21 protein-coding genes are annotated in these 26,466 nt (G+C 63.3%); 4 read left to right on the top strand and 17 right to left on the bottom strand.

The window, feature by feature from the left end; genetic code table 11:
* Positions 1-26 precede the first annotated feature (26 nt).
* The 4 genes from HX801_RS26910 to HX801_RS26895 form a co-directional block, all read right to left on the bottom strand.
* Positions 27-1,475, bottom strand: coding sequence for an aldehyde dehydrogenase family protein (locus HX801_RS26910; protein ID WP_177023045.1), 1,449 nt, complete (start codon positions 1,473-1,475; stop codon positions 27-29).
* A gap of 2 nt (positions 1,476-1,477) precedes the next feature.
* Positions 1,478-2,584, bottom strand: coding sequence for a tartrate dehydrogenase (locus HX801_RS26905; RefSeq protein ID WP_003208239.1), 1,107 nt, complete (start codon positions 2,582-2,584; stop codon positions 1,478-1,480).
* Between the two features lie 120 nt (positions 2,585-2,704).
* The gene (locus HX801_RS26900) at positions 2,705-3,586 is read right to left on the bottom strand and encodes a LysR family transcriptional regulator (RefSeq protein WP_003208237.1); all 882 of its coding nucleotides are present in this window, start codon (positions 3,584-3,586) and stop codon (positions 2,705-2,707) included.
* Between the two features lie 194 nt (positions 3,587-3,780).
* Positions 3,781-6,015, bottom strand: a complete 2,235-nt coding sequence (locus HX801_RS26895; RefSeq protein ID WP_177023044.1) for a TonB-dependent siderophore receptor — start codon at positions 6,013-6,015, stop codon at positions 3,781-3,783.
* Positions 6,016-6,245: 230 nt separating this feature from the next.
* On the opposite strand from HX801_RS26895, the gene HX801_RS26890 reads away from it, so the two are divergent.
* Positions 6,246-8,603, top strand: a complete 2,358-nt coding sequence (locus HX801_RS26890; protein ID WP_177023043.1) for a DNA polymerase II — start codon at positions 6,246-6,248, stop codon at positions 8,601-8,603.
* A 72-nt stretch (positions 8,604-8,675) separates the two neighbouring features.
* Positions 8,676-9,254 carry a GNAT family N-acetyltransferase gene (locus HX801_RS26885; RefSeq protein WP_087695329.1) on the top strand — a complete coding sequence of 193 codons (579 nt, stop codon included), beginning with the start codon at positions 8,676-8,678 and terminating at the stop codon, positions 9,252-9,254.
* Here the strand turns inward: HX801_RS26885 and HX801_RS26880 are convergent.
* The gene (locus tag HX801_RS26880; protein WP_003208231.1) at positions 9,251-9,466 is read right to left on the bottom strand and encodes an AbrB/MazE/SpoVT family DNA-binding domain-containing protein; all 216 of its coding nucleotides are present in this window, start codon (positions 9,464-9,466) and stop codon (positions 9,251-9,253) included. The genes HX801_RS26885 and HX801_RS26880 overlap by 4 nt on opposite strands.
* 70 nt (positions 9,467-9,536) lie before the next feature.
* Between HX801_RS26880 and HX801_RS26875 the strand changes: the two genes are divergently transcribed.
* Both HX801_RS26875 and HX801_RS26870 read left to right on the top strand, forming a co-directional pair.
* Positions 9,537-10,157: a glutathione S-transferase N-terminal domain-containing protein gene (locus HX801_RS26875; protein WP_102605363.1), complete on the top strand. Its 621-nt coding sequence runs from the start codon at positions 9,537-9,539 to the stop codon at positions 10,155-10,157.
* Between the two features lie 164 nt (positions 10,158-10,321).
* Complete coding sequence (locus HX801_RS26870; RefSeq protein ID WP_177020550.1) at positions 10,322-10,903, top strand: DUF4174 domain-containing protein; 582 nt, start codon at positions 10,322-10,324, stop codon at positions 10,901-10,903.
* Positions 10,904-11,006: 103 nt separating this feature from the next.
* Here HX801_RS26870 and HX801_RS26865 read toward each other — a convergent pair whose 3' ends face one another.
* From HX801_RS26865 to HX801_RS26810, 12 genes are read right to left on the bottom strand one after another with little or no spacing between them, the layout of a single operon-like run.
* Positions 11,007-12,050, bottom strand: a complete 1,044-nt coding sequence (locus HX801_RS26865) for an acyltransferase family protein (RefSeq protein WP_023658988.1) — start codon at positions 12,048-12,050, stop codon at positions 11,007-11,009.
* 36 nt (positions 12,051-12,086) lie between these two features.
* Entirely contained in the window at positions 12,087-13,502 is a 1,416-nt protein-coding gene (gene murJ / locus HX801_RS26860; protein WP_003208222.1) for a murein biosynthesis integral membrane protein MurJ, read from the bottom strand.
* Between the two features lie 2 nt (positions 13,503-13,504).
* The gene (locus HX801_RS26855) at positions 13,505-14,932 is read right to left on the bottom strand and encodes an O-antigen ligase (protein ID WP_043225192.1); all 1,428 of its coding nucleotides are present in this window, start codon (positions 14,930-14,932) and stop codon (positions 13,505-13,507) included.
* Between the two features lie 2 nt (positions 14,933-14,934).
* Positions 14,935-16,038 (bottom strand): glycosyltransferase family 1 protein, encoded by a 1,104-nt coding sequence (locus HX801_RS26850; RefSeq protein ID WP_177023042.1) that lies wholly within the window; start codon positions 16,036-16,038, stop codon positions 14,935-14,937.
* The gene (locus HX801_RS26845) at positions 16,029-17,246 is read right to left on the bottom strand and encodes a glycosyltransferase family 4 protein (protein ID WP_177023041.1); all 1,218 of its coding nucleotides are present in this window, start codon (positions 17,244-17,246) and stop codon (positions 16,029-16,031) included. The genes HX801_RS26850 and HX801_RS26845 overlap by 10 nt, the downstream gene beginning before the upstream one ends.
* An 8-nt stretch (positions 17,247-17,254) precedes the next feature.
* On the bottom strand, positions 17,255-18,583 hold the full coding sequence (locus HX801_RS26840; RefSeq protein ID WP_003208216.1) for a cellulase family glycosylhydrolase: 1,329 nt from the start codon (positions 18,581-18,583) through the stop codon (positions 17,255-17,257).
* Positions 18,573-19,763: a glycosyltransferase gene (locus HX801_RS26835; protein ID WP_003208215.1), complete on the bottom strand. Its 1,191-nt coding sequence runs from the start codon at positions 19,761-19,763 to the stop codon at positions 18,573-18,575. Before HX801_RS26835 ends, HX801_RS26840 begins: the two co-directional genes overlap by 11 nt.
* Positions 19,763-21,754: an exopolysaccharide transport family protein gene (locus HX801_RS26830; protein ID WP_003208213.1), complete on the bottom strand. Its 1,992-nt coding sequence runs from the start codon at positions 21,752-21,754 to the stop codon at positions 19,763-19,765. Before HX801_RS26830 ends, HX801_RS26835 begins: the two co-directional genes overlap by 1 nt.
* Before the next feature lie 14 nt (positions 21,755-21,768).
* Positions 21,769-22,533: a polysaccharide biosynthesis/export family protein gene (locus tag HX801_RS26825; protein WP_008434559.1), complete on the bottom strand. Its 765-nt coding sequence runs from the start codon at positions 22,531-22,533 to the stop codon at positions 21,769-21,771.
* A 29-nt stretch (positions 22,534-22,562) separates the two neighbouring features.
* Positions 22,563-23,474: a glycosyltransferase family 2 protein gene (locus tag HX801_RS26820; protein ID WP_003208209.1), complete on the bottom strand. Its 912-nt coding sequence runs from the start codon at positions 23,472-23,474 to the stop codon at positions 22,563-22,565.
* Entirely contained in the window at positions 23,474-24,934 is a 1,461-nt protein-coding gene (locus tag HX801_RS26815; RefSeq protein ID WP_003208208.1) for a mannose-1-phosphate guanylyltransferase/mannose-6-phosphate isomerase, read from the bottom strand. The genes HX801_RS26820 and HX801_RS26815 overlap by 1 nt, the downstream gene beginning before the upstream one ends.
* On the bottom strand, positions 24,934-26,373 hold the full coding sequence (locus HX801_RS26810) for an undecaprenyl-phosphate glucose phosphotransferase (RefSeq protein WP_003208206.1): 1,440 nt from the start codon (positions 26,371-26,373) through the stop codon (positions 24,934-24,936). The genes HX801_RS26815 and HX801_RS26810 overlap by 1 nt, the downstream gene beginning before the upstream one ends.
* Between the last annotated feature and the right edge of the window lie 93 nt (positions 26,374-26,466).

The following is a 26,466-nucleotide window of genomic DNA, read 5'->3' as shown; positions in this document are numbered from 1 at the left end:
TTCTCCGTTCTTGTTGTTGTGAGGAATCAACCGTGTTTGATCGCAATGGTCTTCAAGGTGGTAAAGCCCAGCAGCGCCTCGAAGCCTTTTTCCCGTCCATACCCGCTGGCCTTCACGCCGCCGAATGGCAATTCAACTCCGCCACCGGCGCCATAGTTATTGATGAACACCTGGCCACAACGCAGGGTGCGCGCCAGGCGCATTTGCCGCGCGCCATCGCGGGTCCACACGCCGGCCACCAGGCCGAACTCGGTGCCGTTGGCCAGGCGAATCGCTTCGGCTTCATCATCGAAGGGCATCACGGCCAGCACCGGGCCGAACACTTCCTGTTGCGCCAGGCGACTGTCAGGCGGCACATCGCGAAACAGCACCGCCTCCTGGAAATACCCGCCGCTGCCGGCCTCGGCCACCACCGTTCCGCGCGCGGCGACGGTGATCCCTTCCTGTTCGGCTTGACGAATAAACTCGCGCACCAGGCGCAGCTGCTTCTGATTGATCAGCGGGCCCATGTCCAGGTCCAGCGCCGAAGGCCCGGCGCGCAGTTCGCTGAAACGTTGGCTGAGGCGTGCGAGCAGGGTTTCGTAAATGCTGCGTTCCACCAGCAAACGGCTGCCGGCGGAGCAGGTTTGCCCGCAGTTCTGAATGATGGCGTTGACCAGCACCGGCAACGCTTCATCCAGGTCGGCATCGGCGAACACCAGTTGCGGCGACTTGCCGCCCAACTCCAGGGTGACCGGGCAGTGGCGTTCGGCAGCGGCTTTCGACACGGCAGTACCGGTGGCGGTGGAGCCGGTGAACGAAATGTGATCGATGCCCGGGTGTGCACACAACGCCGCGCCGGCTTCGTAGCCGTAACCGGTGACTACGTTGATCGCGCCGGCTGGAAAACCAACCTCGGCAGCGATTTCCGCCAGGCGCAGCAACGACAGGCTGGCATCTTCCGCCGGCTTGACCACGCACACATTGCCCGCCGCCAACGAGGCGCCGACGCTGCGCCCGAAAATCTGCATCGGGTAATTCCACGGGATGATATGCCCGGTCACCCCGTGGGGTTCGCGCACCGTCAACACCGTGTAGCCGGCCTGGTAGGGCAGGGTTTCGCCGTGCAGTTTGTCGGCGGCACCCGCGTAGTATTCGAAATAGCGGGCAAGGGCGGTGGCATCGGCGCGGGCGACTTTCAGCGCCTTGCCGGTGTCCCGCGCCTCGATCTGCGCCAGCTCTTCATGATGTTCCAGCACTGCCGCGCCAAGCTTGGCCAGCAAACGGCTGCGCTCCACGGCCGACAACCGGCCCCACGGGCCGTCGAAGGTTTCGCCGAGTGCCAGGCGCGCCGCGCTGATCGCCGCCTCGATATCGGCGGCCGTGCCACGGGCGATGCTCGAATAGGTTTCGCCGGTGCTGGGGTCGATCACCGGAATGTCTTCCAGCGAGGTCGACGCCAGCCATTGGTTGGCGATGTAATGTGCGTTGGTCATGTTCAGCTCCTGTTCCCTGCGACGCATTCGGCGATGGCGCGACCCACTTCGACAGTGCTGGCGCTGCCGCCCATTTCCCGGGTGCGCGGGCCTTCGGCAAGCACCGTTTCGATGGCGGACACGATGGCTGCCGCCGCTTCCTGGTAAAGCGGATCACCGTCGCCCAGGTGCTCGATCATCAGCGCGGCCGACCAGATCTGCCCGATGGGATTGGCGACACCGAGCCCGGCAATATCCGGCGCGGAACCGTGCACCGGCTCGAACAGCGACGGGTAGCGCCGCTCGGGATTGAGGTTGGCCGACGGCGCGATGCCGATGGTGCCGGTGCACGCCGGGCCGAGGTCGGAAAGGATGTCGCCGAACAGGTTGGAGGCCACCACCACATCGAACCAGTCGGGATGCTGCACGAAGTGCGCGCACAGAATGTCGATGTGGAACTTGGCGGTCTTCACGTCCGGGTAGCGCCGGGCAATTTCGTTAACCCGCTCGTCCCAGAACGGCATGGTGATCGAGATACCATTGGATTTGGTCGCCGCCACCAGGTTTTTCCGCGGCCGCTGTTGCGCCAGTTTGAAGGCGTAGTCCACCACGCGGTCCACGCCTTCGCGGGAGAAGATCGACTCCTGCACTGCGATTTCCCGCGCCGTGCCTTCCCACATGCGGCCGCCAACGCTGGAGTATTCGCCCTCGGTATTTTCCCGCACCACGATAAAGTCGATGTCCCCGGGCACGCGGCCGGCCAGCGGGCAGGGCACGCCGGGCATCAGGCGCACCGGGCGAATATTCACGTATTGATCGAACTGGCGGCGGATCTTCAGCAGCGACTCCCACACCGCAGTGTGGTCGGCAATGATGTCGGGCGCACCCACCGCGCCGAAGAAGATCGCGTCATGGCTGCCGATCTGTTCGGCCCAGTCGTCGGGCATCATCGTGCCGTGGGCCAGGTAGTGTTCGCTGCACCAGGCAAAGTGGTCGAAGTGAAAGTGAATACCGAAGCGCCGGCTGACAGCGTCCAGTACCCGCAGGCCTTCGGGCACCACTTCGCGGCCGATGCCGTCGCCGGGAATCACGGCGATGCGGTGGGTGGGGCGGGTGTGGGATTGGGACACGCCGTGTCTCCTGTCTTGTTTTTATAGGAAGGTCTGGCGGGGGCATTCTTGGCACAGCTGTGACAACAGGGGAATTGCTAATTGTGGAATCGGCCTTCGCAAAATTCGAAGGCCAAAGGTTTACGCAGGGTTGGCACTCAGGTAGTCGAACAGTGCCAGGCTCGTCAGCGACGGCTGTTCCTTGCGCATGCACAGGTACATCTGCCGGTCGGCCCAGCTGTCGTCGATTTCGATAAAGCGCAAGGCCATCTCCTTGCGGAAGATCTGCACCGCGCCCTGCGGCAACACGCCCACGCCCTGGCCGGCAGCGATCAAGCGGCACACTGCTTCGAAACTGCGCACCTGCACCCGCAGCCGCAACGGCATGCCGATCGCCGCGGCGGCTTCGGTAATCAACGGGGTGATGGCGGCGTTGTCTTCCAGGCCGACGAAGTCGTAGCCGAGCAAATCCTCGAAGCGCGCATGGCGCATTTTCAGTGGGTGGTCATTGGGCACGAGCAGGCACAGGCGGTCCTGGCAGTAGGGCTCGAACCGCAGCTCTTCGCTGGGGCGGGTGGTGACGATGCCGACATCCGCCACGCCCTCGCGCACGGCCTGGAGGATCTCCCGACTGCGCTCCTCGCGAATATCCAGGCGGATGCCCGGGTGCAAGGTGTTCCACTGGGTCAGTTGGCGCGGCAGTTCCTGGCTCATCGCCGAACTGTTGGCGTACAGGCAAACCCGGCCGGTGGCGCCCTTGGCGTAATCGGCGAGATCGGCGTGCATGCCGTCCACCGCCCGCAGGATCGATTGTGCATGCTGGGCCAATACTTCCCCGGCTGCCGTCGGTGAAACGCCGGTGGAGGTGCGGGTCAGCAGGGCGACCTTGAAGTGCTGCTCCAGCAGCGACAGGCGTCGGCTGGCGGCAGAGAGGGAGAGATGGGATTGCTCGGCCGCCCGGGACAGGTTGCCCAGCTTGACCGCCTTGAGGAACAGCTCGATGGAAGTGAGGTCGGGGGACATGCCGGGGTCCTTGTGCGCAGTGGTTGGGAAACTACGCAGTTGGCGTTCGGCTGTCCAATGTCCGGCAAACAACCCGGGTGCAGGCAGATCTGCTTTCTGTGGGAGCTGGCTTGCCTGCGATAGCATCACCGAGGTGCATCTGACACACCGAGGTGCCTGCATCGCAGGCAAGCCAGCTCCTACATTGACTAGGGTTAGAAGTCGATACTGGCCGACAGCTTGGCCACGCGCGGGTCACCTTGGGTCAGGTAGCCGCCGAGTGCCGATTCCCAGTACTTGGTATTGGCGACGTTCTCCACAGTGGCGCCGAGGGTGACGTCTCGCTGTTCCACCTTGAAGGTGTAGCGGGCGCCCACGTCGAAGCGGTTCCAGGCGGGCAGGCTGAGGTTGTTGGCCGCGTCGGCATATTGGCCGCCGGTGCGCAGCATTCGTCCGTTGACTGTCACGCCTTGCAGGCCTGGTACATCCCAGTCCACGCCGGCATTCAGTTGGAAGGTCGGTACGCCGATGGCGCGGTTGCCGTCGTTGGCGCCGTTCTGGGTGCCGTGGACTTCGGTGTGGATGATGGTTGCGCCGCCCAGCAGGCGCAGGCCGGCGATCGGTTCACCGAACACGTTGAGCTCAACGCCTTTGTTGACTTGCTCGCCCTGGCGAACATAGGTGGCGCTCAAGCCGTCGGCGCTGAGTTGTGAGTAACCGTCGGTTGGTTGCTCGATGCGATACACACCCAGGGTTGCGCCATAGGTACCCATGTCGAGCTTGACCCCGGCTTCGGTCTGTTTCGAGCGCGCCGGGGCATAGGCCTGGCCGGCGTTGGTAATGGGTGCGGTGCCGGCGTTCTGAGGTGCGGTCGGGCCCTGGGCCAAGCCTTCGATATGGTTGGCATAGAACGACACGTGGTCCCACGGCTTGAACACCAGGCCGTACACCGGTGTGGTGATCGACTTGTCGTAATTGGCGTTACGTGGGCCCGACCCGTAGGCATACCCTTGGACCACCAGTTCCTGGCGGCGCAACCCGGCGGTCACCAGCAAGCGATCATCCATAAAGCCCAGGGTGTCCGAGACCGCTGCACTGCGGGCGAAGGTCTTGGCGGTGATGCCCGGATCGTTCAGGTCGCCGCCGACGAAACTGCCCTTGACCGGTTCGGCAACGTCCACCGGGTTATAGATATTGCTGGCGTGGCCGTTGAGGTCGAAGTCATAGGCGTTGCGCGTCTGGGCCCAGATCCCGGTCAACCCGAAGTTCAGTTTGTGGCTGACAGCGCCGGTCTGGAACTTGCCATTCAAGCCCGCCATCAGGCTGGTGTTGTCTTCCTGGTGGGCGATGCGCGAGCCGCTGACGGTGGCATTGCCCAGGGTGTCATTCAACGTGACCGAGGAGTAACGGCCAATCTCGTTGGTGTGCTTGGCGCCGCCCGCGATGTAGGCGGTCCAGTTGTCGTTCAGGTCGTACTCGGCGCGCAACATGCCGAAAGTGTCTTCCAGGCTGCTGGTGCCCCAGCGCGGCGCGTAGTTGGTGTCGGCCGAAGGCGCGTTGGGGATATGGGTCAGGTTCTGGCCGAGCAACACGGTGTTGCGCCCGCCATTGATCTGCTGTTTCGAGTAGACAAAGTCTCCCGACAAACGCAGCGCATCACCGCGATAGTCCAGGCCAACCGCAAACAGCTTCGAACGCTGGCTCTCGTCATCGATCCCGGTGTCGCCTTCGCGCTGGGAAATATTCACCCGTGCGCCAAAACGATTGTCCTCGCCAAAACGTTGCCCGATATCCAGGTGCTCGCCGACCCGGCCATCGCTGCTGATGTCGGTGCTGAAACGCCGCAACGGCACATCATCGGCGCGCTTGGGTTGCAGGTTCACGCCGCCGCCAATCCCGGAACCGCCGGGCGTCACGCCATTGATAAAGGCGTTGGGGCCCTTGAACACTTCAACCCGCTCCAGGGCGTCGGTGGACATGATCTGGCGCGGCAGGATGCCGTACAGACCGTTGAACGAAATGTCATCGCCGTTCAGCGGCAGGCCACGGATCACAAAGGCCTGGGCCTGGTTCGCGTACCCCGACGCCTGGCGCACGGACGAATCGTTGAGCAGCACATCGCCGACGTTCTCGGCCTGCTGGTCACGGATCAATTTTTCGGTGTAGGAAGACATGCTGAAGGGCACGTCCATGATGTCCTGGTTGCCCAGCACCCCCAGTTGCCCGCCGCGGGCGACCTGGCCGCCGGCGTACACCGGGGGCAGGGCGTTGGGCGTGGCCGCGTCGGCGCTGATGGTGGTAGCGCCCAGTTCCAGAGCCTTGCCGTCCTGACTGTTGTTCGCATCCTGCGGGGTTTCTGGAGTGGCGGCGTGAGCGGCGAGGCTCAGGGAGCAGCAAAGGGCGAGCAGGGTAGGGCGAAACGGCACAGCCAAACGGGTGGAAGTGGGCATGGTCGATCCTGACGGCGAACCGTCAATGTGAGGAAAAGGGCAACAACGTTGCGCGTCCTCGCTGCGCGGATACGACTCCGGTGCGAATGATAGTAATTGTTATTAACGTTCTGCAACAAGTTTGTGAGATTACTCTCTCCGTATACGTAGGCCATTTCGGTTAAATCGCCGCGCCGTGGCACAGGCCGAGTAGAATCACGCCCTGAAAGTGATTCTTGAGGTGTGGCAAGGTGGATTTACAGCAGGGGTTTGTCCTGACCCGGCATTGGCGCGACACCCCGGCGGGCACGGAGGTCAGCTTTTGGCTGGCTACCGATCAAGGCCCCAGGTTCGTGCGCTTGCCGGTGCAGACCTCCGTGATGTTCATCCCGCAAGCCCATCGCAAGCCCGCCGAGCTGCAGCTCAAGGGCGAGCGCGGTATCGAGTTGCGTGACCTGGCGCTCTGCGACTTCCACCATCGCCCGGTGCTGGGCCTCTACACCCAACAGCATCGCCAATTGATGGACCTGGAAAAGCGCCTGCGTCGAGCCGGCATCGACGTCTACGAAGGCGATGTGCGCCCGCCCGATCGCTACATGATGGAGCGCTTCATCACCGCGCCGGTGTTGTTCGGCGGCAAAGCGGGCGAGGGCGGCATGCTGGTGGAGGCGCAGATGAAACCCGCGCCGGATTACCGCCCGCCCCTCAAGCTGGTGTCGCTGGACATCGAGACCACCGCCCAGGGCGACCTGTATTCCATCGCCCTGGAAGGTTGCGGCGAGCGCCAGGTGTACATGCTCGGCCCGCCCAACAACACCGATGCGGTGGACTTCAAGCTCGACTATTGCGACACCCGCGCCGAACTCCTCGAACGCCTGAATGTGTGGCTCGCCACCCATGACCCCGACGCGATCATCGGCTGGAACCTGGTGCAGTTCGACCTGCGCGTGCTGCACGAACATGCGCAACGCCTGAACCTGCCGCTGCTGCTGGGCCGTGGTGGCGATGCCATGGGCTGGCGCGAACACGGCAGCCGCAATCACTACTTCGCGGCAGCGGCCGGGCGGTTGATCATCGATGGCATCGAAGCCTTGCGCTCGGCCACCTGGAGTTTCGAATCCTTCAGCCTGGAAAACGTCGCCCAGACCTTGCTCGGTGAAGGTAAATCGATCTCCACGCCGTACCAGCGCATGGACGAAATCAACCGCATGTTCGCCGAGGACAAGCCCGCGCTGGCACGCTACAACCTCAAGGACTGCGAGCTGGTCACGCGGATTTTCGAGAAGACCGAGCTGCTGAAATTCCTCCTCGAACGAGCCAGCGTCACCGGCTTGCCGGCAGACCGCAACGGCGGTTCGGTGGCAGCGTTCACGCACCTGTACATGCCGCTGATGCACCGCCAGGGTTTCGTCGCGCCGAACCTGGGAGACAAACCACCCCAGGCCAGCCCCGGCGGGTTTGTCATGGATTCGCGCCCGGGCCTCTACGAGTCGGTGCTGGTGCTTGACTACAAAAGCCTCTACCCGTCGATCATCCGCAGCTTTCTGATCGACCCGGTGGGCCTGATCGAAGGCCTGCGTCACCCCGAAGACAGCGAGTCGGTGGAAGGCTTTCGCGGTGCGCGGTTTTCCCGCACCCGGCATTGCCTGCCGTCGATTGTCGCGCGGGTTTCCGAGGGCCGCGAAGTGGCCAAGCGCGAACACAACGCGCCGCTGTCACAGGCGCTGAAGATCATCATGAACGCCTTCTACGGCGTACTCGGATCCAGTGGTTGCCGCTTCTTCGACACGCGACTGGCATCGTCCATCACCCTGCGCGGCCACCAGATCATGCGCCAGACCCGCGAGCTGGTCGAAGCCCGGGGTTATGAGGTGATCTACGGCGATACCGACTCGACTTTTGTCTGGCTCGGCAGCCCCCATTCCCAGGAAGACGCGACGCGCATCGGCCTGGACCTGGTGCAGCACGTCAACACCTGGTGGCGCGAGCGCCTGCAGAATGAGTTCGGCCTGCAAAGCGCCCTGGAACTGCAATACGAAACCCACTTCAGCCGCTTCCTGATGCCGACCATTCGTGGTGCGGAAGAGGGCAGCAAAAAGCGCTACGCCGGGCTGGTCACCCGTGCCGACGGCAGCGAAGAAATGGTCTACAAGGGCCTGGAGACCGTGCGCAGCGACTGGTCGCCCCTGGCCCGGCAATTCCAGCAGGAACTCTACCAGCGCATCTTCCACCGCCAGCCCCACCAGGATTATGTGCGCGACTACGTACGTCGCACCTTGAGCGGCGAGCTCGACGACCTGCTGATCTACCGCAAGCGCCTGCGCCGGCAACTGGGTGACTACGAGCGCAACGTACCGCCCCACGTGCGCGCCGCGCGGCTGGCCGACGAATACAACGACCGCCAGGGCCGCCCGCGCCAGTACCAGAACGGTGGCTGGATCAGCTACGTGATCAGCGTCAACGGCCCCGAACCGCTGGAAGTGCGCCAGGCACCGATCGACTACGACCACTACGTCACCCGGCAACTGCAACCGGTGGCGGACGCGATCCTGCCGTTTGTAAACGATGACTTCGGCACCCTGGTGGGCGGCCAGATGGGCTTGTTCTGAAACGGCTTGCCTTGAGGTGGCGAGAGCCTGCAATCTTGGCCACTGACGACCACCAGACAGCGTAGCCCTCCCATGACTGAAATCACCCTGACCGGCACCACGGTCGAACTCCGGCCCCTGCAACGCGAACACGCCACCGCCCTGGTACAGGCTGCTGCCGACGGGCAGTTGTGGAACCTCAAGGTGACCAACGTGCCGGGGCCCGACACCGTCGAAAAGTACGTGGACATTGCCCTGGCCGGGCGTGAGGCAGGCACCGTGATGCCGTTTGTCATCGTGCGCCGCGACACCGGTGAAGTGGTGGGCAGCACCCGATTCTGGAAGGTCGACCGGGTCAACCGCAAGCTGGAGATCGGCCACACGTTTATCAGCCAGTCGGTGCAGAAGTCCGGGGTCAACACCGAGGCCAAGCTGTTGCTGCTGACCTACGCGTTTGAAGTGATGGAGTGCGTGCGGGTGCAGTTCACCACCGATGAACTCAACGAAAAATCCCGGGCCGCGATCCTGCGCCTCGGCGCGGTACAGGAAGGGATCGTGCGCCACGAGCGCATCATGCCCGATGGCCGCAAGCGCAACTCGGTGCGCTTCAGCATCATTGATCCGGAATGGCCACAGGTGAAGGCGGGGTTGCAAGCCAGGCTGGCTCGCTAGGGCTTATGGCTCAGCTCTTCCACCAACTCATCCATCCGGTCGGCAATTTTCGGCGTGGTCGACAGCACAAAGCCTTTTTGCGTGCCCACATAGGTCTCGACGATGTACAGCGTGTCGCCCACATCCAGCCCCAGTTCCTGCAAGGCTTCGTCTGGCAGGCGAATGGCGCCGTCGCCGTCCCAGTCTTCGATCGTGACGCGTTTGCTGTGCATGATGGCTTCCCGTTGAACGAATGAACGGCCTAGCCTAACACTTCAATCCACTGTCAGGAGGCTTGGCACTATGTACACCCTTTACGGAACCCCCGGCACCGGCTCGTGCATCATCGAAATTGCCCTGCAGCGTTGCGGTGTCGAGTGGTGCCAGGTCGACGCCTGCTCTTGGGAAGACCGCGTGGGCAACGAGGCGTTGGCGCGGATCAACCCGCTCAAGCAAATCCCCACCCTGCAACTGCCCAATGGCAGCGTGTTGACGGAAAGCGCGGCGATCCTGATTCACCTGGGCCTGCAGTTTCCCGCCTCAGGGCTGCTGCCCGAGGAGCCCGCCCAAGTCATTCGCGGCCTGGTGTACATCGCCGCCAACTGTTACTCGGCGATTGGCATCATCGACTATCCGGAACGCTGGACCGACAGCCCCGATGCGCAGCAGCATGAACAGCTGATCAGCGGCACCCGTCGCCGCCTGCATGGGGCCTGGGAAGTGTTTGCCGATCAATTTGCCGAGCAACTGTTCACCCCGGCGCAGGTTCCGAATGCACTGGCGATCATGGCTGCGGCGGTGTCGCGTTGGGCAGGCGGGCGGGACGCGCTGCACCAGTCGCGGCCTGAGTTTGCCCGGGTGCTGGCGCAGGTGGATGCCCACCCAAACGTAGCGCCGGTATTTGCCCGGCATTGGCCGTCGTGAGCATCCGCAATCAAAAGAAACAATGAGGCGTAAGGTGGCTAAACGCCTTGCGTCGCGGGCGTCCTGACCTACGCTTTCTGAAGTTGTTGTAGGAATCATCCTTGAATTTGACTGTCGCAGACATGAAACTCAAGAACCCTGCATGGAATTCAAAGGAGGTGTGCATGCTCATCCGGTCGCTGACCCTGGCTACCCTGATGGCTTTTACGGGGCCGCTGCTGGCCGCGGATGATCTCAATCCGCTCAAGCAGGACCTGGGCAAGTCACGCCCGTTGGTGGTGGTGGAGCTCGACTCCGGCAACCCGACGTTGGCCACCCTCAAGAAACAGCTGGACGAGCCTGCCAACAAGCAGTCCTTTGAAGAGCGCAACATGGTGCTGTACACCGTGTCCTTTGGCAGCATCGGCGCTGAAGGCGAGAAGTTCGCCAAGGACGCGAAGGACAACAAGAAGCTCGCACCGCCGGAAACCAACGCGCTGATCCGCGCACTCAAGTTGGGTGCCGGCAGTGGCACCAAAGTGATTCTGGTGGGCAAGGACGGCGAGAAAAAACTCGAGAAGACCGTGCCACCCGACACCCTCAGCCTGGCGGATTTCTTCAGCGCGATTGATCAGATGCCCCAGGCTGAAAAGGAGCTTGCCGCCCCGGCCGAACCGGAACCGGCTGCCCCTGCAGCTGGCAAGCCTGGCGCCAAGGCGGGCAAAAACACCAAGCATCCAGCGCCACAACCGGCACTGGATGATTGAGCGTTTTTCTGTAGGCGCTGGCTTGCCTGCGATAGCATCACCTCGGTAATTCAGGCACACCGCGGTGATGCCATCGCAGGCAAGCCAGCTCCCACATCACGCCTCAAGCTCCAGGCTTTTCACCGGCCACCGCCGGTGCCTTGCGCACCGGGAACGGGAAGTAGAAAAACCGCAGGAAGGCCACCCGCTTGATCACCTCGCCGATCATCAACGGCACCACCACCGCCACCACCAGCCCGATGCTCGCCGACAGCAGCGGATGCAGCCCGAACCGTTCCATCAAGTCCACCGTCTTGTGTTGAATTTCCCCGTGGAAGATCAACAGAATCAACGTCGACTGCCCGATGTACGTCATCGCCCGCGTCAGCAGCCCCGAGACCATCATCACCCCGGCCAGGGCCCAGCATACATATACGCCGATCACCGCCAGCAAACTGGTCCACAGCCAGTGGTCGTAACGCCGCTGTGCCAGGTCCATGGTGTCCCAGCTGTAGATGAACACCACCGCAAACAACGCCATGGCGCCCAGTAGCGTCAGCAACGAACTCTGGTGGCGACGCAGCACGTCCCGCAGCAGGTAACCAAAGATGAAATAGGTACTGCTGATCAACGTCACATCAATGCTGAACGGCAGCCCCGGCATCGTCCAGGTCTGCCCGCCGACGGTCACCGGTACCTGCCAGAACCACGGCAGGGTCCAGATCCCGAGCATCAGTTGCAGGGTGATCACCACGCAGCTCATGGCCAGCGACAGGCCCAGGCGCTGCATCAGCCGCAACATCACCCAGCCGAACAGAATCGCCACCCAGAAGTGCGGCAGGAACCACAGCGCCTGCCATGGAATGGTGTCCACCGAGGCATACAGCACGCCGCCGATGTCCGGCAGCAGTGCCTGGCCGCGCAGCAGGTCGCGGATCAGGATGTACACCAGCATGGTGAAGAAGAACGGCTTGAGCAGTGCATCGGCCTTGCGCACCGCCATCTCGACAAAGGGTTGTTCAGGCTTGAAGAACACCCCGGAGAGAAAGAAGAACAACGGCAGGATAAATACCGCCAGCAGCGGGTACAGCAAGTCCAGGGAACTGGCGACAAACCAGCTGTGCCCGAACACGATGATCAGGATGCCAATGCCCTTGGCAATATCCATTTGAATCCAGCGTTTTTTCACCTGACTGCTCCCACTCTATAAATCTGCCTTGCGCCACGGCTTGAGCCACAGGCCCATGCCCAGCAACACCACGGCCCCCGCCAGGGTGCTCAACCCCAGCTGAAGCCAAATACCTTGAACCCGAAACAACACCAACGCCGCCAAGCCCATCACCAGCCCACTCAGCAACCAGTGCCCCTTCCAGGGCAGGGCGCCGAGCAAGGCCTGGCGTTGCATCAACAGCAACGCGGTGCACAGCACGCCGGCGAGGGCGGCCAGCGGGATACCCGCCAGGCCAAACACAAACGGCAGCACACCCAGCAGCAACACGTTCACCAGGCTGCCCAGCAACTCGCAGCGCAGCGGTTGGCGGGTGTCGCCGGCGGCGTAGGCATAACGCGCCAACAGGGCGTTCCAGGCGCCGAACACCAGCGGCACGGCAAACCAGGCCAGCAACAGCGGCAACGGCGAATCCACCGACTGCTTGGGCAGCAGCAACGCCACCAGGCTCGGCGCCGCCGCCACCAGGCCGACGCCTGCGGGCAGGGTCAGCAGGCTGGCGGTTTCCAGGCCGCGCTTGAGCAGGGCCAGGCGCTCGTCGCCCTGGCGCCGGCTCATCATGCCCAGCAGCACCTGGTTGAGGCTCATCAGGGCAATCAACGGCAAGTTCATCAGCTTGCGGGCCAGGTTGACCCAGGTCACCGCACCTTCACCCAGCAAGGACGCCACCAGCCGTTCAATCAGCGCCAAACCCTGGCTGGCACCGTTGCTTAAAAGCAGCGGGCCTATGCGTGCGCCCAGCTCGCGCAATTCCAATGTCGAAGCCCGCAGCCGCCACGGCCGCCAGCCCAGGCGCAGCATCGACGGCAACAGCGCCAGGGGCATCAGCAGGCTGCCGGTGAGGCAGGCCAACGCCAGCGAGTGCGGTTGCGTGGCGGTACCGGCGAGGGCGAGGTAGGTCACCGGCGGCAGGTTGAACAGCAACGAACCGAGCCCCGCGACCACAAAGCGCTCGCTGGCCTGCAGCGGAATACTGAACAGCGCATGCAGCATCAGCCCCGGCACACTCCAGGCGAGAATCTGCAAGTTGCTGCTGGCGAGGCTGGTGGCCGTCGCCGCCAGCCCCGGGCCGAGCAGTTGCACCAGCCATGGCGCCAGCAACGTCAGCAGCAGGCTGGTCACCAGGGCGATCAGCAACAGCGCCGGGAACAACACCGCCAGCCAGTCCAGGCGCTCGCCGTCCTTGCGTTGCAGGTACAGCGGCAGGGCGGCGGCACTCAGCACACCCCCGGCCAGGGACATGCGCAACGCTTCGGGCAAGAACAGCGCGATCAGGAACGCATCGCTGCGCTCGCCCGCACCCCACGCCGCCACCAGCAACCACTCACGGGCAAACCCGAGGCACAACCCCAGCAAGGTTGCCAGGGTCAACCAGAACGCCGATCCGAGCATGCCTAGGGCCCGACGCTATTGAACACAGGCTTGCGATGCGCCACGGTCTTGACCTTTGGCAGACGCGCCGGAAACAGCCGCCGCGCCTCCAGCACGTTGATCCCCACCATCAGCCAGAACAGCGCAATCATCACCAGGGCGAAGCTGAAGTAGTGGTCGAAAAAGCCGCTGACCAGCGCCGACAGAATCCCCGCCGTGCTGCCCAGCCAGATCGCATTGTCCTTGGTCAGGCGGATCGGGCCGATTTCCGGACGGGACTCGCGCCACCAGCGCCAGGTCACTGCGATAAACAGCAGCATGCTGATCACCCCGGTCTTGTAGACGAAATTCAGCCACAGGTTGGAAATCCCCAGCAGGTGCGTACCCGGCACTGGAGGGTCAACCTTGAAGCCAATGCCCAGCGGGTAACTGGCCACGGCCTGGGGGAACATGCGGTATTCGTCAAAGCGCACTTCGGTACTCGCGTTCTGCGCCGAAAAGATTGTCGCCAGACGTTCCTGCAACGGTGGGTACGACAGCACCAGCGCCACGGCCAACGCCACGCCGATCATCAGCAAACGCCCGGTGTACGGCACCCGCCGCGACGCCATCCAGATCAGCACCAGCGCCAGGCTGACCATCGCCCCCCGGCTGCTGGCCAACAGCAGGGCCGCCGCACCCAGGCAGGCAACGCCCAGGCCGAGACCGCGTTTCCAGCCGGTGTTGGTGATGCCGTAGCAGAACGCCAATGGCAGCAGCAGCGCCATGATCCCGCCGGTGGCATTCGGGTGCATCCATGGCGAACCCATCCGCGAGGCCATGGCACCCAGGCCCAGGGACAGGGTGTCGAGGCTGCCGTAGTTCATCAGGGTCAGGATCGGCAACATGCCCGAGGCCGAGCGCGAGCGGATAAATACACCGATGGACATCACCAGCATCGCCAGTGTGCCCAGCAACAAGGCGATCACCAGGGCTTCGCGGTTCTTCTGTTCAACCAGCAGCTTGGCGGCGAGGAACAGCACCGACAGGTTCAGCAGCCAACGCAACCAGTTCGCCACGCCGCTGGCCTCGGCGGTGATGCTGACCTGGCCGACGATAAACGGCACCACTGTGAAGATCATCAGCCACATCAACATGCGGTCGGTAGGGCGCCGCGACAGCGGTGGGGCGGCCGGCAGGCGCGAGAGGAAACCGTGCCAGATCACCGCCGCCCAGGTCAGGGCGATCAGCGCCTCACTGACCGTACTGCGAATCCCCAGGTTGAGGGTGGAGTAGGGCATGAACGTCGCCACCAGGGCGAACAGCAGCAGTCCCCAGAACGGGAACCGCAGAATCGTCACGGCAGCGGCCAGGCCGATCACTGCCAGCACGGCCTTGACCGGGGAAAGAAACAGGATCAACCCACCAAACAGCAGGCCGAAGACGATGGCGACGAGGCTACCCAGTGAGATTCTCAATTCAATTCCTCGATCAGTTCGGCCAGGCGCCGACGGTAGGCCTGGTGGTTGAAGCGTTCGGCCCAGCTGCGTAACTGTTCAGGTGGTTGTTCGACGGGTTGGTCGGCCAGGTGCAGCATCAATTGCACCAGCGCCGCGCCGTCCGTGGGTGAAAACCGCGGTGCCAGCGGCGGGGTGATTTCGTCCAGCGAGGTACCGCTGGCCACCGCCACCGGAGTGCCGACGCTCAGGGCTTCGATTACCGGCAAGCCAAAGCCTTCCGCGTAGGAAGGCTGCCACAGGCGCAAGGCCTTGCGGTAGAGCCCGTGCAATTCAGCGTCGGATACGCCGCTCAAGGCGCGTATCCCCGGGTAGTTGCGTTGTGCTTCGGGCAAATGCTCCAGGCTGCCCACCAGCACCAGTTCCGGCACGCTCGGCGACTGGCTGCGCGCTTGCTGCCAGGCGTCCACCAGGAACGGCACGTTCTTGCGCAATTCCCGGGTACCCACCAGCAGCCAGTAGCGCTCGGGCAGTTGCCGGGTCGAGAGGTCCGCCGGCAGTCCGACAAAACCCACCACCTGGTTGGGCAACACGCGAATCTTGCCTGCCGCCTTGGGAAACAGCCGCGCGGTTTCGTCGGCACTGTACTGCGAAGGCGTCCACACCCGGTCTGCCGTGTGCACCGCATAGGTGATCGACAGCCGATCACTGGCCTTGTAGATCAGCGCCTTCAGGCGGTTGGCGTGATAGTTGTCCAGGGTGATCTGAAACAGGTCATGCAGCAGCACCACGGTGCGCAGGCCCTGGGGTTTGGGCGGCAGCGGCAGGCCCATATTGAAGGTGCTGATGTACACATCGATGTGCTCATTGCGCAGCGCCTTGGGCAGGTAGCCCGCCTCGAAACGCAGGCGCTGGTGCGGCTGGTGCATGGCGGTCTTGGCGCAGCCCCAGTCCGGGCAATGCACGTTCAGGCGCAGCTCATCCCCCAGCGGCGCGACGCTGAAGCGTTCGAGCTCGATGCCGGGCAGGGTGCGCAGGGCATCTTCCAGGGCGTACACCTGGCGACTGATGCCTGATTGCGGCGAGGTGCCGACGGTGCGGTAATCGAGGCCTATGCGCATGCCGGCTCCTTTTGGCTCTGGGGCGACAGTTGCGCGTACACCTGCTCCAGCTGGCTGGCGGCGACGCTCCAGTCATGGGCACGGCGCACATAAGCGCGACCGGCTTCGCCCATGGGAGCAGCGACTTCAGGCTGTTGCAGCAGGCGCACCACGGCGTCGGCCAGGCTTTCAGCGGTCTGGCCGCCGAGGTAATCCAGGCCTTCCACCAGGTCCAGGCCGGACACGCCCTGGTCGGTACTCGCCAGCGGCAGGCCGGCGGCCAGGGCTTCAAGCACCTTGAGCTTGGAGCCGCCGCCATGGCGCAACGGCGCCAGAAACACCGAGCAACTCGATTGCAGGGCCAGCAGGTTGGGGACAAAACCCTGCCATTCGATGCGTCCGTCCTTCCAGCGTTCGCGCCAGCTTTCCGGCATGCCGAAACCGCAGACGCTCATGCGTGCGTCGGGGCAGCGGGCCCACACTTTCGGCAGGATCTCATCCAGTGCCCACTCGATGGCATCGACGTTGGGCGCGTATTCGTAGTTGCCCAGAAACAGCACGCGGCGGGTCGTCGGGTCGGGTCGGGCAGCAGCGAAGTGCGCGCAATCCACCCCGTTGACCACCACCGGTACCGGCTTGCCGGCAATCTGCGCCAGGGTCTGGGCGTCGGCGTCGGTCACGGCGACCACTTGCGCGGCCTGGCGCATCACCCGGCGTTCCCAGCGGCCGTAGCGCCATTGATCGTAGCGTATGAACGGCAACGCCCAGCCGGGCAGGCGGTCGTAAGTCGCGGCGCCGAGGGACGATTCGACATTGTGCTCGGTCAGCACAAACGGCTGGGAGCGACGGGCCAATGCAGCTTCGTAAGGCTGGAAGGTGTAGGTATGTTCGATCTGCACCACGTCCCAATGCTCGGTCAGCAAGCGCTCGAAGGTGTCCTGCAGTTCACCCGACAGGCCATTCACACTGGCCAGCAACGGGTACGGCGCAAACAGCCCGGCCAGCAGGGTCTTCAGGCTGCGCAGCGGGCGCCGGGGGAGGATGATCACCTGTTCCAGAAAGGCTTCCAGCACGTGGCGATCCGTCAGCGATACCGCATGTTTGTCATGCAGCAGCAAGGTGATCCGATGCCCGCGCGCAGCCAGGCTGCGCAGCAAATGAAACTGGCGCGTCTTGCCGCCGCTGGTAGCGGGCCAAGGCGAGTAGGGCAGGATCCAGAGGATGCGCATGGGTGGCTTCAATCCCATAACAGAATTTGCAGGTTCGGCTTGACCGGTACGTCCAGTCCATTGGTGCCACTCAACGGTGTTTCGGTGCCGCGCAACGGGTCATACAAGGTGGCGGTGGTCATGCCCGGCAAGTGCGCGCTGCCGCCACGGGCCGACCAGAAAAACCACACCTTGCGCCCGTCGGCACGGGACCAGCCGATGCTGAACAGGCCATCGGGCAACTGATCGGCGGTGGGTGGGTCGCCGGGGGTCAATTTGGGCCCGCTCACCTGCAGGAAATTCTGCAGCGCGGTGTACGACGGCTTGGGGTTGGCGTCGATGTCCAGCAAGCCATAACTCTGGTCGCGCACGCTGGCGCGCTGGTCCAGGTCGCTCAGGGTGAACAGGAAGATCTTGTCGAAATCCAGCGCGCTCATCAGCGCGACGCGGCGCACGATGTAGTCGGCCTGGCCCTGGGTGGTGATGAAGTCCTGCACCTCTTTCGGGCCTTTGTAGGTCGACCAGCCCCACTCGGTGCTCCACAGGGTATTCACCCCGGCCGCCCGCAGTTTCTGGTTGAGGGCGCTGGTTTTTTCGACAAAGTCGAGGTTCGACGGCGTGTTGCCTTCGGGCAATTGGGTGTAGGGGTGATAGGACATGACGGTATTCAGGCTCGGCACGCCCAGTTGCAGCAGCCCGTCGAGCATGTTCTGGCCGTTGGGCATTTCGCTGAAGAATGCCATGCCGGCGGCCACCACCGGTTTGTTCGGGTTCACCACCCGCAACGCGGCGGCGGTGACTTGCAACAGGTTCGCATAGCCGGCCGGGTCGGCGGCGGGGCGCCAGAACCCCAGCAGGTTCGGTTCGTTCCACACCTGCCACGCATCTACGCTGGGGTAACGCTGTTCCAGCAATGCCATGCGGTTGGCGAAGATATTCGGGTCCTTGGGCGGGAACTGGTCCTGGTACGGCGAGGAGGCGGGCGCGGTGGTGGCGAACTTCGCCGAGCCCACCAGGTAGAACACCGACTTGATCTGGTTCTGCTGCAGCTTGTTCACCAGTTCGTCGAGGGTCGCGACGTTGTACTGGTTCTCGGCGGTTTCCAGCTGGTCCCAGTGCAGGTCCAGGCGCACCCACTCCAGGCCCAGGGCCTTGAGGCGGTCGATCTGCTTCTGATAACGCTCGGGGCTGAACCACAGGAACTGCGCGTTCACCCCCAGGAAGTCCTTCCACACGACCTCTTTGCTGCCCTTGAGCACATGGCTCTCGGCATCGGCCGGGCGGCCCCAGAGAAAGGCGGTCAAACCCAGCGCAGCGACGACTGCGAGGGTAGCGAGGTAAGTCCGTTTACGCGCCATGGTTGCCTCCTGCAACGGTTTGCTCAAACAGGCTCGCGAACTTCTGCGCGGTCACTGGCCACAACCGTTCACGGCCTATGGCGGCGGCGCGTGCGGCCCAGTCCGTGGCCATGTGCGGGTTGCGTGCGAGCCGCAGCAGTTGTTCGCTCAAGGCGGCTACATCGCCTTGTGGATAGATGGCGCCATTGCCGCTGGCGACTTCCTCGGCAAACGCCCTGGCATCGGAGGTGATCGCGCCGCGCCCGCAGGCGGCAGCCCAGGACAATGCGCCGCTGGTGCCGCGCTGGCGGCCCAGCAGGCCGAGCTTTTTCGATTCGCGATACGGCAGCACCATCACATGGTGCGCCTGGATCGTCTGCGGGATCTCGCTGGCCGGCAAATTCAGCCGCCAGTCGATGGAGCCTGCCAGGCCGAGTTCGGCAATCTGGCTGTTCAACTGCTCCAGGTAATTGCCGCCTGTGCCAAACGCCATTTCGGCGGCAGTGCCACCGGCCAGGGTCAGGCGCACACGGTCACGCAATTCGGGGGCTTTTTCGAAGGCGGCGGCCAGGGCCTGCAACAGGTCTTCGATGCCTTTGCCACGGTAGATAAAACCGAAATACAACAGGTGCAGCGTGTCCAGCGGCGGCAAGGCCACCGGCGGGATATCCAGGTTGGCGTGGTTGATCACCGCCACCTTGCCGGCGGGCAATTGCATGCGCGCCGTCAGGCAGTCGGCGCCCAGGCGGGTGAGGGTCACCAGCCGGGTCAGGCCCTGGGCGACGTGACGTTCTTCGCGCAGGGTCAAGGGATCGGCCAGCACCACTGCCGCCTGGGGCAATGGGCTGGGCAAGGATTCCAGCAGGTTCAGCGGAAAGGGCAATTGCTCGCGCCGCCAGACCATGCGTTCCGGGTCATGCACCGTGGCGGTCAACGGCAGGGCGGGGTAGGCCTTGCGCAATTCGCGCAGGGCCAGGAACTCCCCCAGCCGCCCACCGCCCAGCTCGGCGTGGACCAGGTCAACACCCTGCCAGTCGAAACCGGCAATGGCTTGCTTGATCGCCGCCGTGCTGCCGACCACGCCCGTCAAGGGCGTAGCCACCTCGACGCCCAGTTGCTCCAGTGCCGTCTTGAAGTGGTTCGCGTAGTCGGCGATCCCGTTCTTTTCCGGCGGCAGGGGAGCGAGCAGGGCGATGCGCATCAGAACGAACCCCGGTATTTGGCGATGGTTTTCAGCACCTTGACCGGTACCTCGAACTTGCGGCGGTTGATGATAATGCCATCGACCTTGCCGAACGCCGTGGTGAGGATCGACAGTGCGTGTTCCACCACCGGTACCGTGCTTTTTTGCGCTTCCACTACCAGCGCAATCAGGTCGGCACGGCGCAGGTTGATGAACGCATCACGATTGTCCAGCAGCGCCGAAGCATCCAGCAGTACCACCTGGCCCGGAATCGCCGGCTCAACCCCGCCGATCCGCACCCGCACGCCGTTCTCTTCCAGCAACTGGCGCAACTGCTCGACGATAAAGCTCACGCCTTCACCGTGCCGTGCCGAGGTCAGCCCCAGGGTCAGGCCCTGTTCGGCAATACGCTCCAGCGGCAGCAACCCATACAGGCGATAGATGCTCGCGTTGAAGGCGTTGGTGCTTTGCGCGGTGCTGGTGTCCAACTCCGGCAGCGTGGTCCACAGCGGCAGGCCGAATTTGCCTTCCACCAGGCCGCCGTCGTGGATCCGTTGATCCAGCAGGTAGCACAGGTAGATCACCAGCAAGCCGACCACGATGGAGAACGGGATCGCCAGCAACAGCATCAGCAGGGTTTTCGGGAAGACGCGCCCAGGGTTCAGGGTAGCTTCTTCGATCACCGCGATGTTACTGATCTGGCTCTTGTCCAGTTCGCGGTCGATCCGCGATTTTTCCAGGCTGTCGACATACAGCGCGTAGTTTTTCTCGGTGCCGTTCAACTCACGGGCCAGGCGCGCCAGTTCCGGCTCGATGGCCAGGGCGTCCTTGCGCTGGGCTTCCAGTTCAGTCAGTTGCTTCTGCTGTTGCACCAACTGTGTACGCAGCGACTGGTTGCGGCTGGTCTCATCCAGCAGTACCCGTTGCAGGTGGATTTCCAGGGTGTTCGGCGCGCGGTTCTCGGAGCTTTGCACCGTGTCGCTTTCACCGGCGACCTGGGCCTGCATGGCACGGATCGAAGCGTCCAGGGCTTTGACCGGCGGCGCGTTATCCGTATAGGTACGCATCATGTCGGCTTTTTCCAGGAGCTTCTGGTTCAGCAGGCGACGCAAGTCTTGTTGCTGCGGGTTCAACGCGATCTGGCGAACCGTGGTCACCTCTTTGGGCTGGCCCTTGAGTTGGTCACGGGTGCTCTGCAACGCCACGTCGGAGGAAGCGATCAGCCGAGTGGAGTTGAACACCTCGCCACGCAGCACGTTGATCCGCTCGGACAAGTCTTCCAGGCGATCGGTGATGCTCGAGGCGCCGATGTCGTTCAAGTGCGCGAGGATCTGCTCCTTGTAGCTCTTGATCTGCGCAGCGCTGGAAGACACCTGGCCTTCATAGAACGCATACAGGCTCTTGCGGCCCAACGCCTGGGTGCGCTCGTCGATGTAGGTCTCGACCCAATCCTTGACCACCGCCTGGGCGATTTGCGGGTCATCCCAGCGGAAGCTGATGTCCATCACCGTAGAGCCGATGGCGTGGGTCACTTCGAAGTTTTTCTCCAGGCTTTTCGCCAGGCGTTCCACCGGGGTGGTTTCTTCGACGATGCCAACGGTTTCCAGCACCACTCGCACACCGTCAAATACGGCACTGATGCCTTTCTTGACGTACCACTTGGTGCGCTTCCACACGCCTTCCGGCGGCTGCATCTTGTCCATCACGTCGAGGTAATGCTCGGCCACTGCACGCACGATAGGGCGGCCGGTCAGCAGGCGCTCTTCGTCGACAATCGGGTCGCGCTGGGTGCTCGGCATGACGATTGGCTGACGGTTGTCGACCTCGATCGGCATCGTCGAGTCACGCCCTGGTTTTACCAGCAATCGCGCGGTGGATTCATACTTGGCCGGCAGCAGGAACGCCCCCAGCAAAATGATCACCAGCGCGGCAATCGCCGCCAGTTTGAACTCGTGCTTGAAGATGAAGAACAGACGCAGAAGATCACGAAAAGAACGGATCTCGATCATGGGATGTCGCTCCTTTAGTGGTTCGTGGTGTAGCTGTAGCCCACACCAATGGATTTGGTGAAGGGAATCAGCTGGTTCAGGTAAGTGTCCACGCCTTGGATCCGTTCGCCGACGTTGGACTTGGGTACAAACACCACGTCACCGCGTTGCAGCGCCACGGGCTTGCGGCCCAGTGCGCCGTTCTTCAGGTACTGGCTGAAATCGAGGAAGTAGGCGTGGTAGACGCCTTGGCCATCTTCACGCAGCAGGGCGACCATGCTCGCGTTGCCCACCGAGCTCACGCCGCCGGCACCGAGAATCGCCTGCTCCATGGTCGGGGCCGTGGCGATGGAGACAGCCGACGGGTTTAATACCGCGCCGCCGACGATCACCGTGTTGCCCGGCGCCTGGTTGATGTTCACCGTCACCCGAGGCTCGCGATACACCGGCGCGAGTTTCTGGCTCAGCTCGGCGGCGACTTCCGCCGGCGTGCGCCGCGCCACCTGGATCGGCCCCAGGAAGGGATAGTTGATCTTGCCGTCGTTCTGCACGGTGTACAGCGTCAGCTCGTAAATCGTGCTGACGTTGAACGCCGACAGGGTTGGCATTTCCCCGGCATCGCGGACAATCCGCAACTGGTCGCCGATGCGGATCCGCTCCACCGCCGGTGGCAGTTGGGCCATGCGATCGAGGGCCTGCTTGCCCTCGTCCACCGTCTTGCCATCGGGCGCGACGATCCGCGCGGGCGTATTGCAGGCGGCCAATGCCATCATGGCCAGGACGAGCAAGGTTCGTTTCATCAAAGGGGTCTTCCTGTAGGTCATGATGCTCACCTCCAATAACCGGGGAACATGCTGATGCGCCGCTTGAGGGCGAGGGGGAGCTGGCGCTCCAGATGGCCCAGCCGGTAGCCGAGCAATTTGAACGCGCTGCGCACCAGTACTTCGGGTACGCGGTGCAATGCACCGGCTTCGCGTAACGCTCGAAGCTCGGCCAGTACATAGCGTTTACCTTCACCGCCGGCATCGCCAAAAGCTTGGCGGATCCACGGCTCGCGGCCGTAGAAAACGCCAATGTCGAAGTAGCGGTGAAACTCATCCATGAGACGGTAATCGTGGGAGTGATAGACCAGGGCGGTGGCGGCGTAGCGCACCTTGTAGCCTTCCAGCAGCATGCGGGCGGCGACGTAGGCGTCCTCGCTGCCGATCACATCCGCGGGGAAGCCACCGACGGCTTGCAGGGCGCTGCGCCGGTACACCGAAAACGAATCCGAGCTGAAGCAGGTCTTGATCCCCAGCTCCGGCGCATCAGCCAGGCTTTTGCTGCGGCTTTGCGGCGGGTAATTGAAGTGGCGTGACTGGGCGCCCAGCACGCCGGCATCCGGGTGCGGCAACTGGCGGCCGTAAGCGACGCCGTTGAGCGGGTCCAGTTCCAGTTCGCCCACCAGGTTGGCGAACGTCTCGGGTTCGGCGGGGATCGCGTCCTGGGTCATGACGATCAGCGCGTCGCCGTCGACTTGCTCGCTGGCCCAGCGGCGGGTGCCGCCATGGTTGAAGTCCTTGGCATCGATCACTTCGACCCGTACGCCGAACTCGCGAAAACGCGCCACGGTGTCATCGCTGGAAGCGCTGTCGACCACCAGGGTTTCGTCCGGTTGCAGGGTTTGCATGCGCAGCGCCGGCAGCAGCCGGTCGAGGTGGCTGGAAGCGTTGCGGGTCGGGATGATCAGGGCGGTACGCATCACTTCTTCACTTCGGCCGGAGCCCGGCCGTAGATGTCGTCAAAACGCACAATGTCGTCTTCGCCCAGGTACTCGCCGCTCTGCACCTCGATCATCACCAGGTCGATGATGCCGGGGTTGGTCAGGCGGTGCTTGTGCCCGGCCGGAATGTAGGTGGACTCGTTGGCGTTGATCAGGAATTCACGGTCGCCGTTGGTAATCATCGCCGCGCCGCTGACTACTACCCAGTGCTCGCTGCGGTGATGGTGCATTTGCAGGGACAAGGAGGCCTGGGGCTTGACCACGATGCGCTTGATCTTGAAGCGGCTGCTTTCTTCCAGCACGGTGTAGGTGCCCCACGGCCGGGTGACAGTGCGGTGCAGGCTGAATGCCGGATGGTCCTGGCGCTTGAGCTCGGCGACGATGTAGCGCACGTCCTGGCTGCGCTTGGCGTCGGCAATCAGGATCGCATCCGGGGTGTCGACGACGATCAGGTCGCGCACGCCCACTGCGCCCAGCACGCGCTTGGGCGAGTCGATGTAGCAGTTGTGCACGTCATGCAGGATCGCCTGGCCATTGACCTGGTTGCCGTTGGCGTCGCTGGGGGTGAGTTGGCGCACCGCGTCCCAGGAACCGATATCACTCCAGCCGATGTCGCAGGGCACCACCGCCACTTGCGCGGATTTTTCCATCAGCGCCACGTCGATCGAGATGTCGGGCGCCGCGCCGAAACCTTCAGCGTTCAGCTCGCGCTGACGGCAACTGTTGTTGTTCAGGCTGTGGCCGTGCTCGAGGGCGGCCTTGGCGGCGTCCAGCACGGCGGGGGCGTGCAGCGCCAGTTCCTCCAGCAATGTACCGGCCTTGAAGCAGAACATCCCGGCATTCCACAGGTGCTTGCCGCCGTCCAGGTAGCCCTGGGCGGTGGCCAGGTCGGGCTTCTCGACGAAGCGCTTGACCCGGAACCCCTGGCCCAGCGCCTCGCCTTGTTCGATATAGCCGAAGCCGGTTTCCGGGTGGTCGGGCTGGATGCCGAACGTCACCAGGTAGCCGGCCTCCGCCAGTTCGCGGGCCTGGGTGACGGCATCGGCGAAGGCGCTTTCATCAAGAATCAGATGGTCGGCGGGCAGGATCAGCAACTGCGCCTCGCTGCCGAAGTTTTCCTGTACATGCAGGGCGGCCACGGCGATGGCGGCGGCGGTGTTGCGCCCGAACGGCTCCAGCAACAGGTCAAGGGCCAGATGGGCCTTGTTGACCACGCGGTAGTCATCGAGGGTGCGAAACAGCAGGTCGCGGTTGGTCACCGTCAGCACGCTTTCCACACCCGGCAGGTGACTGGCCCGCAGGAACGTCTTCTGCAGCAGGCTCTGGTCATCACGCATGCGCATGAAAGGCTTGGGCATGTTCTGCCGCGACACCGGCCACAGCCGGGTGCCCGAACCACCGGAAATGATGCAGGGAATCAAGCCGTTGAGGGTGTTCATCAATAGACTTCCTTGGTCGAAAGGACGGCCGGGACCGTCATGAAAACGATGTACAAGTCGAACCACACCGACCACTTCGAGATGTACTCCAGGTCGTACTCAACGCGTTTCTGGATCTTGAACAGGGTGTCGGTTTCACCACGATAGCCGTTGATTTGCGCCCAGCCAGTGATGCCCGGTTTTACCCGGTGGCGCGAGCTGTACTCGCTCACGGCAACTTCGTAGGGCACGCCGGCGGCCTTGGTCGCGGTGGCATGCGGGCGCGGGCCGACCATCGACATGTTGCCCAGCAGCACGTTGAACAGCTGCGGCAGCTCATCGATGCTGGTCTTGCGAATGATCCGGCCCACGCGGGTGATGCGCGGGTCGCCGCGGGTGGTCTGGCGGTCGGCGTTGAAGTCGCTCATCTCGGCGTACATCGAGCGGAACTTGAACACCCGGATCACGTTGTCGTTGTAGCCAAACCGGTTCTGGCGAAACAGCACCGGGCCCTTGGAGTCGAGCTTGATGGCAATCGCCGTGATCAGCATGATCGGCGACAGTGCCACCAGGCCCAGGGTTGCCAGGATCAGGTCTTCACAGCGCTTGATAAACGGCGACCAGCCCCGCAGCGGCACGTGGGAGGTGTTGAACATCAGGATGCCGCCGACATCGGTGATACGGCTGTGGCCATAGCGCAGGGCCGCCATGTCGGGCACCAGCATGACGTTGACCGACATCTGCCGCAGGCGCTTCACCAGCCCGTTGATCCGCTGTTCGGCGGCCCAGGGCAGGGTAATCATCACCTGGTTGACCTGCTCGGAGCGGATCAGTTTTTCCAGGTCGCGCGTGTTGCCCAGCAGCGGCAGGTTGCTCAGTTCCTTGGGGATGCGCTCGGTGCGGTCGTCGATAAAACCGATCAGTCCGGAACGGATATCGCCGTTGCGCTGCAAGTGGTCGGCCACGTGCACGGCGGTGTCGGTGAAGCCGAGGATCACCGTGCGTTGCAGGTATTTGCCGCTGGCCATCAGGTTGCGGAACAGGCGCAGCATCACGATCCGCTCCAGCCCGAACAACGCAAGGCTGGTGATAAACCAGAACGCCAGGTTGCGCGGGCTCAACTGCGGGAACATCAGCAGAATCTGGTACATGAACAGCAGGATGCAAAAGGCCGCGGACCAGGCCACCAGCATGGTGCGAAACCGCAGGCGGTTGCTGAACAGCTCCTCGGAGTAAACCCCCATGGCCTGGAACAGAATGATCGTCAGGATCGCGAAAAACAGCAGCAAGCCGAGAAAGTGCGCGCGCAGTTCGGGGGCCATCGGGTCTGGATAAAACAGCAGGATCAGTGCTGGAAAAACGGCGGTGAGGCCGTGCATCAATTTTACGAAAACAACAAAGAACTCAATGAAACCGGCCCGGGTCAAAAACAGGCTGTCGACTGACGACTTCTCGCGCATAAAAACATCCCTCATTGCACACCAGGGCTTCCTTGTTCGGCTGCTCATCCATAAAGGCAGGGCTTGCTTTATAAGTGGCGCCAGACGAACGGT

It is taken from the genome of Pseudomonas sp. G1002 (assembly GCF_013385455.1).
GTDB lineage: Bacteria > Pseudomonadota > Gammaproteobacteria > Pseudomonadales > Pseudomonadaceae > Aquipseudomonas.
The sequence above is the reverse complement of the archived record's forward strand: the minus strand, read 5'-3'. Positions and strand labels throughout refer to the sequence as shown.

Coding starts and splice junctions, on each gene's coding strand:
- murJ (WP_003208222.1), bottom strand. CDS start 13,502: ATGCTCGGATCGGCGTTCTGGTTGACCCTGGCAACCTTGCTGGGGTTG.
- HX801_RS26815 (WP_003208208.1), bottom strand. CDS start 24,934: ATGAACACCCTCAACGGCTTGATTCCCTGCATCATTTCCGGTGGTTCG.
- HX801_RS26845 (WP_177023041.1), bottom strand. CDS start 17,246: ATGCGCATCCTCTGGATCCTGCCCTACTCGCCTTGGCCCGCTACCAGC.
- HX801_RS26825 (WP_008434559.1), bottom strand. CDS start 22,533: ATGAAACGAACCTTGCTCGTCCTGGCCATGATGGCATTGGCCGCCTGC.
- HX801_RS26830 (WP_003208213.1), bottom strand. CDS start 21,754: ATGATCGAGATCCGTTCTTTTCGTGATCTTCTGCGTCTGTTCTTCATC.
- HX801_RS26875 (WP_102605363.1), top strand. CDS start 9,537: ATGTACACCCTTTACGGAACCCCCGGCACCGGCTCGTGCATCATCGAA.
- HX801_RS26895 (WP_177023044.1), bottom strand. CDS start 6,015: ATGCCCACTTCCACCCGTTTGGCTGTGCCGTTTCGCCCTACCCTGCTC.
- HX801_RS26850 (WP_177023042.1), bottom strand. CDS start 16,038: ATGCGCATAGGCCTCGATTACCGCACCGTCGGCACCTCGCCGCAATCA.
- HX801_RS26820 (WP_003208209.1), bottom strand. CDS start 23,474: ATGCGTACCGCCCTGATCATCCCGACCCGCAACGCTTCCAGCCACCTC.
- HX801_RS26910 (WP_177023045.1), bottom strand. CDS start 1,475: ATGACCAACGCACATTACATCGCCAACCAATGGCTGGCGTCGACCTCG.
- HX801_RS26810 (WP_003208206.1), bottom strand. CDS start 26,373: ATGCGCGAGAAGTCGTCAGTCGACAGCCTGTTTTTGACCCGGGCCGGT.
- HX801_RS26835 (WP_003208215.1), bottom strand. CDS start 19,763: ATGCGCATCGCCCTGCTCGCTCCCCTGCCGCCGGAAAAGAACGGGATC.
- HX801_RS26880 (WP_003208231.1), bottom strand. CDS start 9,466: ATGCACAGCAAACGCGTCACGATCGAAGACTGGGACGGCGACGGCGCC.
- HX801_RS26900 (WP_003208237.1), bottom strand. CDS start 3,586: ATGTCCCCCGACCTCACTTCCATCGAGCTGTTCCTCAAGGCGGTCAAG.
- HX801_RS26865 (WP_023658988.1), bottom strand. CDS start 12,050: ATGGATATTGCCAAGGGCATTGGCATCCTGATCATCGTGTTCGGGCAC.
- HX801_RS26840 (WP_003208216.1), bottom strand. CDS start 18,583: ATGGCGCGTAAACGGACTTACCTCGCTACCCTCGCAGTCGTCGCTGCG.
- HX801_RS26885 (WP_087695329.1), top strand. CDS start 8,676: ATGACTGAAATCACCCTGACCGGCACCACGGTCGAACTCCGGCCCCTG.
- HX801_RS26870 (WP_177020550.1), top strand. CDS start 10,322: ATGCTCATCCGGTCGCTGACCCTGGCTACCCTGATGGCTTTTACGGGG.